Raw genomic sequence first — 16,317 nt, forward strand, 5'->3', positions numbered from 1 at the left:
ATTATTATGTCATTGCAGCAACGATTGAAAGAGTTCTGGGGGCAGTTTAAGGCCACCCCTGCCGACAGCTTAACCCATATGCAAGACCATCGGCCCATCTGGTTAGTGATGGTTGGAGGAGCACTATTTCTTATTCTGTCGGCCATCTTCTATTTCCAACTGTTCTTGGCGATGGATCCCTGTGAGCTATGTGTTTACATTCGCTTTAGCCAGTGCTGTATCGTGCTTGCGGGTCTGATCATTCTGATCGATCCGAGAAATCACATACTCAAGTTCTTAGGTTTATTACTGGCGTGGTACGCAGTCATTCAGGGCTGGATGTGGTCTGTTGAGTTAATGAAGATCCATGATGCGGCGCACATGGTAGTCGATGAGACGATGGACTTCTTTGCTGCTGCAGGCGATGCTGCTGGCTCAGCTTGTTCAACCGATCCACGCTTCCCACTCAACCTACCACTTGATGAGTGGCTACCATTTGAGTTTGCTCCAACGGGCGGCTGTGGTGAAGATGATTGGACTCTACTGGGCATGAATATGGCACATTACTGCATAATCGCTTATACCGTATTTATGGTCTGTTTGGCGCCGTTGACCTTTGGTTGGGTTCGCTCACTGAAGAAGCTTCTTCCGCTTAAGAAGTAATGACTAATCAACCATGCGTTATTAAAAACTGTGGCCACTAACTTTAGTGGCCACAGTTAACAGTGACCAAAACATCGATAATTTAACTGATCTGTTACCCATAACCGTCGCCGCTGATAACTGGGATAACGGCATAACTTTACTTTCCCTGCATTGAGTCATACTTCAAACACATATGGCATTTTATGAGCAGTTCCGTTACCGAAGACCATGCTCTGTGATTAGGATATCTGCTTGTTGGATACAATGATTAATTAAATGGTATTCGAAGCCCACTTGCTTAAAACAAAATTCAATAATCCATTGGGTTGTGAGATTCGCTTCTGCACTGCAAGCTCTACCTACCTCAGCACAAGATACAACTTCCTGACCTCTGATAATCATAGAGATCAGTGCACACAGTCTAGTAATCGCTTGGTCACAGAGTTGACAACTCCCCTGCCCTCTAGCCTGCTGCAATAGCGCAATAGGTGTTTGCCAAAAACCATAGGCATTCTTATTCAATGCGCTGATATGAGGGTGAGCAGAACGACCGCAAATAAGCTGATTACTTGTTAGCGTTGACATAGATGAGTAAAAGGGAAAATCATGAGCGACATCTAACTGTAAAATATAATAAGCAATGACTTTTATTAGCGCATCACCTTCTAAATTTAACCACCACTTTTTATTTTTGGTGTTCATAAAACTTTTACTTGCCAAAGCAACCAATATATCTTCTTTATTTCCAAAGAACTTATATAAGCTAGTTGTAGAGATTCCAGCTTCTTTTGCTACAGTGCAAAACTTAAACCCGATCACACCATCTTTATAAATTAGCTGTTCTGACACATTTAAAATATATTCTAAAGTCTTGCTTTCCATTTTTTTGTGAATCCCATCTCTAAAAAAAATAATTTTTTATTTTTCATGCCTACAATCAAGGTTTAAATAATATAAAGATATTCTAATTTTTTTTTGTGAGCCTCCTCTAGTTATCATCGCGCTTCAATTCATAACATCGCAATCACTTTCAATAGAGGTGAGTTATGAATAAGAAATTACAATCAGGAATAGCTGCGTTAGCTCTCAGTATTTCCTTTTCTTCGAATGCAGCAATGTTAGCCGTTGAGACGGGCTTGATGGATTGGAGAAGTAGCGCATCTGACTACTTTGGTGAGTCAAAAAATAATAATCCATACATCAAAATGATAGGTGCACATGGCACTGCACTTGGCGATATCTATGGTCATGTCACATTGGAAAACTTCGATAATACAGACATTTATGGGACTGAAATAAATCTAGTCGGTCAAATAAATATTGGCGAAACGGATTTCAACTTATACGGCCAAGTGTTTGATAAATCAATGCCTGTCTGGGGCGAAACCAATACATTGCTTGGACTTAGCTGGGATAAAAACTATGACAATACTTATGTACAGCTAGCGTTCGCCGCACACATAGTGAATGCCACATATAAGGCTTTTGACTCTAATTTTGATGAGCAAGGTTTTAATGGTGGCTACGCGTATTTAAATATTAGTCATGATTTATCATTATTTGATCAAGATTTTAAATTTGTCTGGTGGCAAGAGTTTTATTTCGGCAGAAATGAACAATATTTGGAATTAGCAGGCGACATGGAAGACTTTGGTTTTAATGGTCAACTACGAGCAAACTGGATAATCAACAATAATTGGTCAGTGGGTGTCAGTTATCGTTACGCAGAAAATAACTTAGGTAAAAAAGGCTATCACGATGCATTTTTTTACTCAGTCCAATATAAATTCTAATAAAGGGATTAACTATGAAACTTAATAAAATAATGTCAGCGATTTTAACAGCCTCGGTGCTTACTTGCTCGGCAATTTCATTATCAGTAAATGCTGCGGGAAATTTACCAGGTACTTCATCTTCCGCTGTTGCTCAAGGACAATTAGGCTTTGTCTACGTTGACCCTTATGACTTTAGTCCATTGGTTGCAGTGATTGATTTGGGAGGTAAAACGATTACAAACGCCACGGTTTCCGTCAAAGGTAAAGACCGTAAAGGCATTGATATTGATTATCCCGTCAGTACTACTCAGTTGAATACACATAACGGGATTCCGGTGTTTGGTCTCTACCCTGACCACCTTAATGAAGTTGAAGTCTCCTACAAGCTTGATGGTAAAAAAATTAAAGAGACATATAAGATCCGTACCAATGATATACCACATCAACATATTGATGGTCAGGATAGAACTCAGTATGAATATGAACCGATTAAAGTTGCTAAGGGGTTTGAAGATAGATTTTATCTAGTCGATGGCCAAGTCATCACACCCGATCTGCGTGATAAGTGGGATTGGAAACCAACCCAGAATATTATTGATACCAACGGTGATGTACGCTGGCACTTAAGTGCCGATGTAATTTATGACCGTCCAGGCGGGTCCATGTCATTTAAACAAACCCGTGACGGTAAGCTTATCTTCGGTCAGGGCCTGATGTTTAATCAACATAATGGCTTCCTGTCACCTTACTATGCCAAGTACGACTTTATCGGCAAACCAATTTTCAAACGTGATCTTCCTCGCGGCTATATCGGTTTCTCTCATGAAGTGACTGAAATGCCAAACGGCAACCTGTTGCTACGTGTGGGCAAAAAAGACTATATCACTCCAACAGGGATAAAAGTTGACTCTATTCGTGACCATGTAATTGAAGTTAATAACAATGGCGAAGTCGTTAAGGTATGGGACTTCAATAAGATCCTAGATCCATTACGTGATGATGTATTGAGTTCATTGGATATGGGCGCAGTGTGTCTAAACGTAGATGTAGCCTCTGCGGGTAAGACAATGTCAGCAGAAGAGCTAGCAAATGAGCCTTATGGCGACGTTGCCGGTGTAGATACAGGTCGCAACTGGTTACATATCAACTCTATTGGTTATGACGCAGAAGACGACAGCATCATCATCAGTTCTCGTCATCAATCAGCAGTGATTAAGATTGGCCGTGACGATGAAGTGAAATGGATCCTTGGTACCCCTATCGGCTGGGAAGGAGATCTAGCAGATAAGGTACTCATCCCGGTTGATAAAAAGGGCAAAAAGTTAAAGTGTGATGCCAAAGATTGTGAAGGTGACTTTGACTGGACATGGACTCAGCATACCGCTTGGCCTGTACCTGAACGTGGCACAGTTACAGTCTTCGACAATGGCGATGGACGCTCTCTTGAGCAGCCAGCTCTACCGACAATGAAGTACTCTCGTGGTGTTGAATACAAGGTCGATATGGACAATATGACGGTTCAACAGACCTGGGAATACGGTAAAGACCGCGGCTATGAGTGGTACAGCCCAATTACCTCTATTACTGAATTCCAGCCAGATCATAACACCATGTTTATGGCATCAGCTTCAGCAGGTCTGCTAGAAAGTGATAAGGCTCCGGAGCATTGGATTACAGAGGTTGATCCAAAAACCAATGAAGTAAAAGTTGAAATCAAGGTTAAAACCCTGACTAAACACGAGCCGGGTTACCGCTCAACAGTAGTTCACCCAGAAGCCATGTTTAACCAGTAATAAACCAATGGCAGCGCCTTTTAAAAGGCGCTGACAGCTGTTAACCCTATTTTTAATGGAACTCACTCATGAAAAAAACACTTACCGCCATCGCAGCAACTCTATTCCTATCATTTGGTGCTCATGCCGCCACGGAGGGAGTGGAATATCAAGTATTACCAGAAGTGGCTCAATTTAACGCACCGAACCAAGTAGTGAAGATCTACTCGATTAACTGCCCATTCTGCTACAAGTATGAAAAAGCAGGCATTCCAAACGACAAATTATTGCCTGCTGGTAGCACGTTAGAGCAATACCATATCACCAGCAAACCGCCTTTTGGTGTAGAAAAATCCACTGCTTTGGCCATCGCTAAAGAGATCAAGGGGGACAAGGTATTCAAGCAACTAAAAGATAAATATTACGACCAATACCACGTTAAAAAAGTGAAGTTTAAAGATGCTGACTCAACGATTGCTTTTACCTTAGATACTTTGGGCATGAACCGCGCCGAGTTCGATACTTATGCTCAAGATCCAAAAGTAAAACAGCTAATGACCAAATGGGATAAAGGGGTTGAAGTCGCCAAAATCCAAGGCGTTCCAGCCATTACCGTTAACGGTAAATACCTGATCAACACCAAGTCAATCCGCTCGATGGATATGCTCAAAGAGCTGATTGCTGAATTGTCGGCTAAGTAAGGGGTCACTATGTCAATTAAAGAGTTCTGGGGGCAGTTTAAGGCTACCCCAGCCGACAGTTTAACGCACATGCAAGACCATCGACCGATCTGGTTAGTGATGGTTGGCGGAGCACTATTTCTTATTCTGTCGGCTATCTTTTACTTCCAGCTATTTCTGGCGATGGATCCCTGTGAGCTATGTGTTTACATTCGCTTCAGCCAGTGCTGTATCGTGCTTGCGGGCTTGATCATTTTGATCGACCCAAAGAATCACATACTAAAGTTCTTGGGCTTATTACTGGCATGGTACGCGGTGATCCAAGGCTGGATGTGGTCTTATGAACTGATGAAGATCCATGATGCTGCACATATGGTTGTCGATGAGTCGATGGACTTCTTTGCTGCTGCAGGTGATGCAGCAGGTTCAGCTTGCTCAACCGATCCTCGCTTCCCACTCAATCTTCCACTTGATGAGTGGTTACCGTTTGAGTTCGCACCAACGGGTGGTTGTGGTGAAGATGATTGGTCACTACTCGGCATGAACATGGCGCACTACTGCATGATCGCTTACACCGTATTTATGGTCTGTTTAGCGCCACTGACTTTGGGTTGGGTTCGCTCACTGAAGAAACTTCTTCCGTTTAAGAAGTAACTTCTGAAGTAACTGCGGATCACTCATGAGTGATTAAAACTGTAGCCACTAATTTTAGTGGCTACTTATACCAATACAAATTCTAACTGTTGCCCTTCTTTAACCCTCTTAAGCCAATATCCAGCAAGCCTTCTTCCTCAGCTTATTGAATAATGCCGTAAGCAGTTTAAGCAGATAGAGAAGAGTCCCGACTAAGATACGCTGCTCGCATATTCTGCAATTATCCAATCGACAATCTTGGTTATGCGGGCATCCCGTTTTCTTGAAGACTTAAAAGCGATGGAGTAGGTCCAACCTGTAAAACAATGGGGGAGCTCCAGCTTAACGAGATTTCCTGAGTCGACTTCAATCTGCAGGGTCTGCTCTAGACCCAAAACGATGCCTTGCCCAAAAATGGCCGCCTGAACCGCAAGCATATTGTGGTTGAATACGATTTTCCGCTGCAAGGGGCCCACAGCCACCTTGTTAAACCTGAACCAGCCTTCCCAATCGACACCATAGTCTTTGTGCTTCGAGTAAAGCAGCGTCTGCTCATGGAAGGTTTCTGAAGAGATATTAGGATGTTTCTCCAAATACTTGGGGCTACAGTATGCCACCAGCTTCTCTTCCACTAATGGGATGATGGTATAACCATCTTGGCATTCACGAGTAATAATAAAGATGTCGGCGAGCATATCGCTCATCTCGACATCATCTTGGAACATGCCTACATTAATATTGAACTCTGGGTGCTCCGCTCTTAGCTTTGCCATTTTAGGCACCAGCCAGCGAGCGGCTAAAGAGTTATAGGAGTGAACCCTAACCTCGTTAGACATATCCGGCACTAAGCTTGCGCAGACACTATTTAAATCATAGAAAACAGGTGCCAACCTCTGCCTAAGCTCAAGTCCTGATTCGGTAAGGGTGATCTTTCCCGCGTTGCGGTGAAATAGCTTTTCTAAGAAGTAATCTTCAAGCAGCTTTATCTGTTGTGAGACAGCGCTCTGGGTGATGCACAACTCATTCGCAGCAAGCGAACAGCTTTCCAACCTCGCGCATGATTCAAAAACCTGTAACGCCCTTAACGGAATGTTATTATTCATATTTTAGTACATGATTTAAGTGCCTGAGACTCGAGACTAGCATAAGGATTTAGAATAAAAATGTAACTATGGCCACAATAAGATACGAATTAATTTGAGTTAGGCGACTAGATGACAATATTTGGAACAAGCTCACGAAATTGTTTGTTTTGCGAGCAGTTCCAGATGTGATGTAAAATAAATTAAACCTAGATCTCTAACAGATCTTGCTTAAGTTCATCGAGAAACTCATCGGCCTGTTCGAACACCCCAAGCATCTTAATAAATCCATGGATCACGCCATCAAAACAGCGGTATTTCACTTTGATGCCAGAGCCTTGCAGTTCACGAGCATAGAGGTAACCGTCATCGCATAGTGGATCAAACTCTGCAGTGTAGATCAGTGTTGGTGGCAGATCTTTGTGGCTCTGAGCATTCAGCGGAGAACAATAGGGATTTATTGCATCGGCTTCGCTACGCAGGTAGTGGCCCCAATAATACTTCATACTGGCCTGTTGCAGTAGATAGCCTTCTGCATGAGCAATGGCCGATGGCGTCTGCCAGCCATATTGCACCGCTGGATAAACTAATACTTGAAATGCCAGTTTTGGTCCTTGTTCATCACGTAATCTTAAGGTCACAGCCGCCGCAAGATTACCACCCGCACTATCACCAAATATACCGATGCGGTTCGAGTCTAACCCCAGTAAACTTGCATGTTCAAATATCCACAGTGTCGACGCATAACAGTCATCCATTGGGATAGGAAACTTGTGTTCCGGTGCCTTCTGATAATTAATTGCGATAACAACCGATCCGGTACGATTAGCGAGGGCACGGCTAAAATGATCATTAGTCTCTATGTTCGATACCACCCAGCCGCTGCCATGAATAAAAATAATTGCCGGCTGTAACTCGCTCGTGTCACCTTTCGGGCGGTAGATCCTAATGGGCAGATCCGCCGTCGGCCCAGGAATAAAACTATGCTCTATTGCGGCCACGGGCTCTAACACTCGGTCGCCTTTCATCTTAGTCAGCTCATTCATATCTAAGCGCCTCGACTCTGCCGGCGTCATATCTTCATAGGCTTGTGCGCCAGAATCATGCACTTGCTGTAAAAACAGCGCAACTTTTGGATCTAACGGCATACTACTTCCCTTCTCTATTACAGTCTCCCAGCCACAGCTGTTCAACTGTCTATAGTTTCAATTAATCGTTTCAATTATTAGGTGTGCCGCCTGAGGCGCTAATCGGTTTAAGCGTTATTGGGGTCGCACTCCCCCTTAAACCTTGAGCCCCTATGGCTCACTCAGGCGGCTTGAATTATCCGGCTTGTGTTTGCTGCGCTTTGGGCTGCACCTCGGTCACCCCTTTTAATCTAGGCCTGTTAACTTCCTGCTGAGTTAACGGCGTAACAGGCTGCATTGTCTTCGCCGAGCGCTGTGCCAACACCTGATATTCCAGCGTATTAAGCCCTTTCCAATGCAAGTCCTGCTCAGTCACTTCGCGTACCATTTTGGCGGGTTGTCCCATCAACATCTGTTTAGCCGTACCTTGAAAGCCCGCTTTAACAAAGCTCATGGCGGCGACCATGCTATCTTCACCAATCACAGCGCCATCCATCACCACCGCATTCATCCCCACTAAGGCGTTACGCTTTATTACGCAGCCATGCAAAATAGCGCCATGACCGATATGACCATCAGGCTCAACAACCGTATCCATGTCGCAGTATCCATGCATGATGCAACCATCTTGCAAATTACTACCTCGCTGCAAAATCAAACGTCCATAATCACCACGCAGTGAAGCATTGGGGCCGATATACACACCAGCCTCGACAATGACATCCCCTATCAGCACAGCTGTTGGGTGCACATAAGCGCTCGGGTCGACAACAGGAGTTAATCCTTCAAATTCATAGCAGGGCATAAATTGTTTTACTCTTAATAGATCACACGGCTCACTACTTGGCTGTTGCGCCTCAAACATTAAGACGTCACAGCTAAATACTGACTTCGTTAACCTCTATTTCCTATCTAGATAGGAGGCGAAAGCCTCCTATAAAGGCTTACTTCCACTCAACTAAACCAAAGTTAAGATAGAAAGTGTCAGGATCGTTGGCATCCATCACTCTGAAATGGACACAGTTATCATCCCATTTCCAAATTTGAGTTTTGACCCTAGCGCCGGGATACAAGGATTTAGTTAGCCGCGTCTTAAAGCGTGTCAATCGCTCTGGCTCACCGGGAAACATAGCCTGAATCACATGACGACAGGCGACACCCGCCGTGCTCACACCGTGTAGATTCGGCTTCGGGTGGCCAAACTCCTGCGCATACTCCCAATCCACATGCTGGGGATGGTCATCACCGGACAAGCGGTAAATAAGCGCTTGGTTTAACGGAATATCTTGCTCTATTTCAAAGTCAGGTTCACGTTCAGGGATCTCAACGATATCTTTAGGTGCCTGAGGGCCACCAAATCCACCGTCATACAGGGCGCAATCCCAACTCTCATTGGTAAACAGTTTAGTGCCCGCCTCATCAAAGGTTTCACCTATGTGTTGCGCCAAACAGCCTCGCCCCTCACCTCTGTCGAACAATCCTTTTAGCAACACCTTAGTGCTCAGCTTGCCGGGATGGGTTGGTAATGGTTGATGAATTTGCAGATCAAAGCCCCAATGCAAGGATCCCCCCCAATTAAAACCATAATCGATAGTCTTAGTGACCTGGGCATCGACAATTTGGGTCGCCGCGAAGATAGGCAGTACCTTTAACTGCTTCTCATACACATAATCCAGATCGGTTTTCCCATCGCTACCTGCGCCGCAGCCCAGCGCGAATAACATCACATCTCTAGCGGTATACTCATTAACGAACGGGCCATAAGTTTGCCCCTGCATCTCTAATTTCAACGCCATTGGTGAATCCTTCCATTACCGACGAACACTTAAAATAAAACCCGATATCCCATGGGAAATATCAGGCTCTATTTCGATTGATAGTACTGAAACCTATCTACCCTTCCACACTGGGTCACGCTTCTCAGAGAAGGCTAATGGGCCCTCTAATGCATCTTCTGAACGCAGTACCGATGGGTAATTTTTCAAGCCACCAGCACGAATATGGCGATAACCCTCTTCCACCGATAGCTCGCTAGTTTCACGATAGATCTCTTTGATCGCTGCGATAGCTAATGGCGCGCCTTGAGCAATTTGCTGAGCCAGCTCACGAGCACTTTCCATCAGCTTGTCACTCTCAACCACGCGATTCACCACGCCCCAACGTAGGGCTTCTTCGGCGCCCATACCACGGCCTGTCATCATCAGTTCATTGACTATCGCAGGTGGTAGCAACTTAGGTAGACGCAGCATTCCGCCGCTATCAGGCACGATGCCTAACTTAGCTTCTGGTAGTGCAAAGCTGGCATTTTCAGAACAGATAATCATATCGGCTGCTAACGCCAACTCGAAACCACCACCGAATGCATAACCGTTTACCGCAGCGATAACCGGCTTATCTAAGTCAAAAATTTCTGTTAAACCCGCAAATCCGCCTGGACCGAAATCAGCATCAGGTGCTTCACCCTCTGCAGCGGCTTTAAGATCCCACCCCGCAGAGAAGAAGCGCTCACCGGCACCAGTAATAATCGCCACACGCAGTTCAGGATCTTCACGGAAAGCTAGGAAGACCTCACCCATCTCAAAACTTGTTTTTGCGTCAATCGCGTTGGCTTTAGGTCTATCAAGAGTAATTTCTAAAATAGCGCCATTGCGGGTAACGTGTAATGATTCACTCATGCTAATACTCCAATATAGAGCCACTTCAGACTCTTTTATTAAAAAGCTAAATTAAGTTAACTTCACATAAGAAGTTTTTTTTGTACTTTGCAGGTACAGGTTCTTGGGAAAGACTTTTTTATTTCAACAAAAGATGGAACTTTAAACTTCGCCATATTTTCAGCGCAATACTGCAAAATTTGTTCGACACTTAAAGACACACCCTCATTAAATATGACAAATGCTTTAACGGCTTCATCTCGAATTAAATCTGGCACACCAATAACTGCGGCATCGAGAATATAAGGGTGAGACATTAAAACTTTTTCTATTTCACTACTGGAGATGTTCTCACCGGAGCGCTTAATCATATTTGTCTTTCTATCGACAAAATAAAATAAGCCATTGTCATCTACATAAGCCTTATCGCCAGTGTAGAGCCACCCCTCGGCACTGAGTACTTCCTCGGTCGCTTTCGTATCTTGGTAGTAGCCCTTCATGATCGTTCTACCGGGCACACCTTTAACCCAGAGATCGCCAATCACATTCGGGGCAAGCTCTTGACCATTCTCATCGGCGATCTTAGCCTCATAACCTAACCCAGGTCGTCCAATTGACGGCCAGTGACGCTCCTCGGCTGGACTATCACCAATCAGTCCGACTAAGGTTTCTGTCATCCCGTAGGAGTTAAACAGCTGCACGTTAAAGCGTGTTTCAAAATCCAGTTTTTCTTGGTCTGATATATGTAGGAAAAACAACATATCACGCAGGCAATGATCACGTTCAAATGGTGTTGTAGGCTGTAACATCAAGGTACGCACGATCATCGGCATGCTATGAGTAATCGTGGCTCTATAGTCACAGATCTGTTTCCAGAACTTGCGGGCACTGTACTTCTCAAGCATCACTAACTTAGCGCCAACGGTGAATGTAGCCATGGCTGCATTACATTGAAAATCGATGTGAAAGCTTGGCATCATGGTCAAATAAATATCATCACTACGAAGGCAGGTTTGCCACGCCGTAAAGTAACCTGCAAACTGCAAGTTACAGTGGGTGATCTCCACGCCTTTAGGCCGTGATGTTGTACCTGAGGTAAATAATATTTCGGCCACATCGTCACTACTAATCGTCACGCGCTGAATTAATTCTACAACTTGCTGACTTAGCAAAGTATCGAAGTTCATCGAGTCCGATATCTCTGGGTTAGTCGTTCTTGTAACCAATATATTATTTATTGTGTTATCTGTTTCTTGTTTCATCCGTGTATAGATGGGTAGGAACTCTTCCTCAATAACAACAGCTTTAACAGCACACTTATTAATAATGTATTGGCACTCTGCAAACAGGTATTGGTTATTAATAGGCACGATTACCGCACCTATCTTAGCTAACCCAAACCAGCAGAAAATAAATTGTGGACTGTTATATAACTGTACAGCTACTTTATCGCCTTTATTAATTCCTAAGCTAAGGAATAAATTTGCCGCTCTATTTATTTCGGCATTTAAATGACTATAAGTATATTCTTGGACATCGCCAGCAGCATCCTCATAAACCAACGCTGTGTTATTACTGAATTTGCGAGCACGCTCTTCCCACATGCATCTTAATGTTTTGCTACCAACGATATCCATTCTTCTAGCCTCACTTACACTCAGATACTTTTGCTAAGCCTTTTTCGCTTAAGCTCTGAATTTGCTCTTGTGAGTAACCGATATCTTCCAAGATTGCTGCAGTATCCATACCGTGCTTTGGCATACCACGCCAAATTTGGCCTGGGTTGTTCTTGAACTTAGGCATCACATTAGGACCTCTATAGGTCTTACCGTCGATGTTCTTCCACTCTGTAATCGATTCACGGGCAATATACTGTGGATTGCTGTCGAGCTCTGGAATGGTCAACACTTTCGCACACGCTACGTTTAGCTCAGCAAAGCGTGCTAACACCTCTTCGATACTCTTGTGCGCTAAGTATTCGTCTAATGCATCTTCAACTTGATAGCCGAATGGACATTCAATACGATGAATGAGCTGGGTACCTTCAGGAACCTCCTCACCACCATATAAGTGCATGATATCCATATCCTTGAACATCTCTTTGATTTGCATACCGCCAACAAGCTCCATCACGATATAGCCATCTTCACACTTATATAGGCCACAACCTGCATAGTAAGGGTCTTTACCCTTGGTCATACGTGGGCAAACTTCGCCGCCGTTGAAGTGATCCATCATGAAGTACTGACCCATGCGTAGCATAACTTCATACATAGCCACGTCGATACTTTCACCTACACCGGTTTCACGTACACGGTATAGAGCCGCAAGTGCCGAAGTGGTTGCCGTCATACCTGAGAAGTAATCCGCTGTGTACGGGAAAGCAGGCATTGGCTGATCAACGTCGCCATTCTGAATAAGGTAGCCACTGAATGCCTGAGCAATCGTGTTGTAGGCTGGTAGATTAGTATACTCATCAGTGCCGTACTGGCCGAAACCAGATAAGTGAGCAATCACTAACTTTTTGTTCTGTTCCCATAACACTTCGTCGGTAATACCACGACGAGCGAATGCTGGGCCTTTACTGGCTTCAATAAAGATGTCAGTGGTTTCCATCAATTTCAGGAATGCATCACGGCCTTCATCTTTAAAAATATTTAGTGATAATGCGTGAAGGTTACGACGTGATAGCTCTGGGTAGTTTGGCTGTACACGGATAGTATCCGCATAGGCCACGTTCTCAATCCAGATCACCTCTGCGCCCCACTCTGCAAGCATTTGCGCCGCGAATGGACCCGCAATTTCAATACCTGAAAATACTACTCTCAAACCAGCAAGAGGACCGAACGCAGGTGTGGACAATTTATTTGACATGATACCCATCTCTCTTAATTTTCGAACAAAATTCATCACGGCTACTGTGCCGAGAAGACAGTCATTATTGGGATTGTTCTAACGCAACAGAGGTGAACGGCGAATAAGTTAGGATTTGAGTAGCAGTGTCGATCTGCTTAATATTAAAAGGCTCTCAAATCCCACACTAAACACCGTTCAGACTAAGTACTTACTCACCCAGTACCTAGTCTGTTTATCACCACGGTTGATTAGCGATAGCGCTTTAACACTTCACGGCCTAAAGTTAAGATCTGCATTTCATCAGAACCACCAGAGACACGGTCAACACGAATATCACGCCACATACGGCTGATACGGTGCTCGCCTGCAATCGCGTAACCACCTAGCACTTGCATAGCGGAATCGATGACTTCAAAACCTGCATTGGCGCAGTAGAACTTACACATTGCCGAGTCGCCCGATGTCATAGTGCCGTTGTCACACTTCCACGCTGCTTCATAGACCATGTTCTTCATGCTGTTTAGCTTGATAGCCATATGGGCAAACTTCTCTTGGATCAACTGGTAACGGCCAATAGCCTCACCGAACTGAACACGTTGGTTAGCGTACTTGGCCGCATCTTCGAATGCACAGTAAGCCGCACCGTAGTTAGTTAGGGCCACAAGGAAGCGCTCAGAGTCAAACTCCTCTTTAACACGCATGAAGCCATTACCTTCGATACCGAACATGTCTGACTCTTCTAGCTCAAACTCGTCAAATTGAAGCTCACAGCAGCTGTCCATCTTCAAACCTAGCTTTGGTAGCTTGCTCATCTTGATACCTGGCTTAGACATATCGACAAACCACTCGGTGAAGATTGGCTTCTCTGAGTCTGCATCTTTAGCCATAACCACGATGTAAGGCGCACCCGCCGCACTGGTAATGAAGCACTTACTACCGGTCAAATACACCTTGCCATCACGACGCTTATAAGTAGTTAACAAGCTACCCACGTCAGAACCTGCACTTGGCTCAGTGATCGCTGAGTTCCACATCTGCTTACCTGTGCCACGTAGTGTCATGATCTTATCGATCTGCTCTGGGCTACCGTGTCTTAGCATGGTAGTGATACCAGGTAGTTGGTATAGAACGTAAGTTGGCGCACCTAAGCGGCCTAACTCTTCCCAGATCACCGCTAGCGTTACCATGCCTTCGTTGAATCCGCCGTGCTCTTCTGGCAACAACAAGCTGTCGATACCCATTTCAGCAAGCTCTTTAACAAAACGCTCTGGGTACTGGCTGTTCTCATCGCACTCTGCGAAATAACTTTCCCAGTTTTCTTTAGCCATCAGGTCACGAATACCTGCAACAAAAAGCTCTTGTTCGTCGGTTAATTTAAAATCCATTATTTATTCCTCTAAATTTCAACTGTGGATCCCAGGTGTGGCTAAGCCTCTTCACCGACAGGTTTCCAATTATTTTTACGAGCATCTTTCAAGAAAGAGATGATGATCATGACGTTGACGATAATCAGTGGTGCACCACCGGCAATGATTGCCGTTTGCAGTGGCTTCAAGCCACCGAGTGATAACAGAACGATACCGATAACACCCACAAGTACAGACCAACCTACACGAACCCAGATTGGTGGCTCGTTGTCGGCGTCGGCGCCTTTACAGGTCGACATGGCTAAGGTGTAGGAACAGGCGTTAACTAGGGTCACTGTTGCAAGGAAACATAAGATGAAGAAGCCCCACATAGTGATAGTGCTGAACGGTAATGCGGCCCAGGTTTCGATAATGGCCCTAGCAGCACCATATTGTTCAATCAGTTGAGGCATATTGATGAGATTTTCATTCATCAAGTTCATGGTATTACTACCTAGGATGGTCCAAAGGAACCAGGTAGAAGCAGTCAAACCAGCAACCATAGTTAAACAAAGTTCACGTACGGTACGGCCACGAGAGATCTTAGCTAAGAAGATACACATCTGGATGCCATACACGACCCACCAAGCCCAGTAGAATACGGTCCAATCTTGCGGGAAGCTGCCTTCACTAACTGAAGCCGTGTTGAACAACATGCGAGGAAGTAGTTCCAACATGATGCCCACAGAGTCAGTGAAATAGTTCACTGTGAAACTGGTTGCGCCAATAAGGAATACCCAAACCAGCATGATGATGCTTAAATAACTTCTTAAATCACTGGCGATCTTAATGCCTTTAGTCAGACCAAAAGCGACACAGATAGCGTTGAATACAATCCATGAAGAGATAACGATAGTGTCAACTGCCGAGGTACGTGGAATACCAAATAACCATTGAATACACTCAGTTACTAGCGGAGTGGCCAAACCTAAGCTGGTACCCATAGCAAGGATCAATGCAACAACATAAACGTTATCGATAAAGATCCCGATAAAGCCTTTGTGATGCTTACCTAATACAGGCTCTAAAGTGCCACTTGGACGAACCACATCCATCTTCTTAACGAATAGGAAGTAACCCAAAGCAACAGTAAAGAAGCCGTAACCCATCCAAGGAAGTGGTCCCCAATGGAATAGACTGTATGCAAGTCCTAGCTCTTTGGCTTGAATAGACAAAGGCTCAATATCAAAAGGTGGGTAAGTAACATAGTAATAGACTTCTAGTGAGCCCCAGAACAACACCGCTGCGGAGGTACACGAAGCAAACATCAGGAATATCCAGCTTGCTGTACTAAATTCTGGTGCTTCTTGACCTAAGCGATTGTTAGAATATGGTCCCCAGGTCAACCAGGCCCAACCGGCTCCCATGAAGATCATGTACCACTCAAAAAGCCATCCCCAAGAGTGAGTTAAATAGTGGAAGACTTCGCTGATAGCTAAATTAGCGGCATCCAAGTCTCTTACCGTCAAATAAGACAGTAATATGACCGCAAGCAATGAAGGGAAAAAGATAACAGGGTCAATCGTGACCTTCTTCTTTTTTACTTCGGTGGCATTTACATCCATCGTTTTATCGTTCATATCAATACTTCTCCCTCTCTGTTTTAGGAGGATAATAGTTAAAGTTTTAAACTGAGTAGCTATCGAACCAACTTTATTTATTTTTCAGAACAAAATTCAATTAAATTTATACAACTAAAAAATAAAGC

15 protein-coding genes are annotated in these 16,317 nt (G+C 44.3%); 5 read left to right on the forward strand and 10 right to left on the reverse strand.

Features of this window, described 5'->3' with window-relative positions; genetic code table 11:
* Positions 1 to 6 precede the first annotated feature (6 nt).
* The gene (locus SPEA_RS21120; protein WP_012157214.1) at positions 7 to 642 is read left to right on the forward strand and encodes a disulfide bond formation protein B; all 636 of its coding nucleotides are present in this window, start codon (positions 7 to 9) and stop codon (positions 640 to 642) included.
* A 198-nt stretch (positions 643 to 840) separates the two neighbouring features.
* Here the strand turns inward: SPEA_RS21120 and SPEA_RS21125 are convergent, their stop codons facing one another.
* The gene (locus SPEA_RS21125) at positions 841 to 1,506 is read right to left on the reverse strand and encodes a TetR/AcrR family transcriptional regulator (RefSeq protein WP_012157215.1); all 666 of its coding nucleotides are present in this window, start codon (positions 1,504 to 1,506) and stop codon (positions 841 to 843) included.
* A gap of 164 nt (positions 1,507 to 1,670) precedes the next feature.
* Between SPEA_RS21125 and SPEA_RS21130 the strand changes: the two genes are divergently transcribed.
* The 4 genes from SPEA_RS21130 (at position 1,671) to SPEA_RS21145 (ending at position 5,505) form a co-directional block, all read left to right on the forward strand.
* Positions 1,671 to 2,417, forward strand: coding sequence for an outer membrane protein OmpK (locus SPEA_RS21130; protein ID WP_012157216.1), 747 nt, complete (start codon positions 1,671 to 1,673; stop codon positions 2,415 to 2,417).
* Positions 2,418 to 2,431: 14 nt separating this feature from the next.
* On the forward strand, positions 2,432 to 4,192 hold the full coding sequence (locus SPEA_RS21135; protein ID WP_012157217.1) for an aryl-sulfate sulfotransferase: 1,761 nt from the start codon (positions 2,432 to 2,434) through the stop codon (positions 4,190 to 4,192).
* 68 nt (positions 4,193 to 4,260) lie between these two features.
* Positions 4,261 to 4,872 (forward strand): thiol:disulfide interchange protein DsbA/DsbL, encoded by a 612-nt coding sequence (locus SPEA_RS21140; RefSeq protein ID WP_012157218.1) that lies wholly within the window; start codon positions 4,261 to 4,263, stop codon positions 4,870 to 4,872.
* Positions 4,873 to 4,881: 9 nt separating this feature from the next.
* Positions 4,882 to 5,505 (forward strand): disulfide bond formation protein B, encoded by a 624-nt coding sequence (locus tag SPEA_RS21145; protein ID WP_012157219.1) that lies wholly within the window; start codon positions 4,882 to 4,884, stop codon positions 5,503 to 5,505.
* A gap of 191 nt (positions 5,506 to 5,696) precedes the next feature.
* On the opposite strand, the gene SPEA_RS21150 is transcribed toward SPEA_RS21145, so the two are convergent.
* The 9 genes from SPEA_RS21150 to caiT form a co-directional block, all read right to left on the reverse strand.
* Positions 5,697 to 6,587, reverse strand: coding sequence for a LysR substrate-binding domain-containing protein (locus tag SPEA_RS21150; RefSeq protein WP_012157220.1), 891 nt, complete (start codon positions 6,585 to 6,587; stop codon positions 5,697 to 5,699).
* Positions 6,588 to 6,775: 188 nt separating this feature from the next.
* A complete protein-coding gene (gene lipP1, locus SPEA_RS21155) occupies positions 6,776 to 7,714 on the reverse strand; it encodes a LipP1 family hormone-sensitive lipase (protein ID WP_012157221.1) in 939 nt (312 codons plus the stop codon).
* A gap of 175 nt (positions 7,715 to 7,889) precedes the next feature.
* A complete protein-coding gene (caiE, locus tag SPEA_RS21160) occupies positions 7,890 to 8,558 on the reverse strand; it encodes a carnitine operon protein CaiE (RefSeq protein ID WP_012157222.1) in 669 nt (222 codons plus the stop codon).
* 79 nt (positions 8,559 to 8,637) lie between these two features.
* Positions 8,638 to 9,489: a MaoC/PaaZ C-terminal domain-containing protein gene (locus SPEA_RS21165; protein WP_012157223.1), complete on the reverse strand. Its 852-nt coding sequence runs from the start codon at positions 9,487 to 9,489 to the stop codon at positions 8,638 to 8,640.
* 93 nt (positions 9,490 to 9,582) lie between these two features.
* Positions 9,583 to 10,368, reverse strand: a complete 786-nt coding sequence (gene caiD, locus SPEA_RS21170) for a crotonobetainyl-CoA hydratase (RefSeq protein ID WP_012157224.1) — start codon at positions 10,366 to 10,368, stop codon at positions 9,583 to 9,585.
* A 62-nt stretch (positions 10,369 to 10,430) separates the two neighbouring features.
* Positions 10,431 to 11,984, reverse strand: a complete 1,554-nt coding sequence (gene caiC / locus SPEA_RS21175) for a crotonobetaine/carnitine-CoA ligase (protein ID WP_012157225.1) — start codon at positions 11,982 to 11,984, stop codon at positions 10,431 to 10,433.
* A 10-nt stretch (positions 11,985 to 11,994) separates the two neighbouring features.
* Positions 11,995 to 13,221, reverse strand: a complete 1,227-nt coding sequence (caiB, locus tag SPEA_RS21180) for an L-carnitine CoA-transferase (protein ID WP_041411667.1) — start codon at positions 13,219 to 13,221, stop codon at positions 11,995 to 11,997.
* A gap of 230 nt (positions 13,222 to 13,451) precedes the next feature.
* Positions 13,452 to 14,588 (reverse strand): crotonobetainyl-CoA dehydrogenase, encoded by a 1,137-nt coding sequence (gene caiA / locus SPEA_RS21185; protein ID WP_012157227.1) that lies wholly within the window; start codon positions 14,586 to 14,588, stop codon positions 13,452 to 13,454.
* 41 nt (positions 14,589 to 14,629) lie between these two features.
* On the reverse strand, positions 14,630 to 16,189 hold the full coding sequence (gene caiT / locus SPEA_RS21190; protein ID WP_012157228.1) for an L-carnitine/gamma-butyrobetaine antiporter: 1,560 nt from the start codon (positions 16,187 to 16,189) through the stop codon (positions 14,630 to 14,632).
* Positions 16,190 to 16,317 lie beyond the last annotated feature (128 nt).

The organism is Shewanella pealeana ATCC 700345 (genome assembly GCF_000018285.1).
Taxonomy (GTDB): domain Bacteria; phylum Pseudomonadota; class Gammaproteobacteria; order Enterobacterales; family Shewanellaceae; genus Shewanella; species Shewanella pealeana.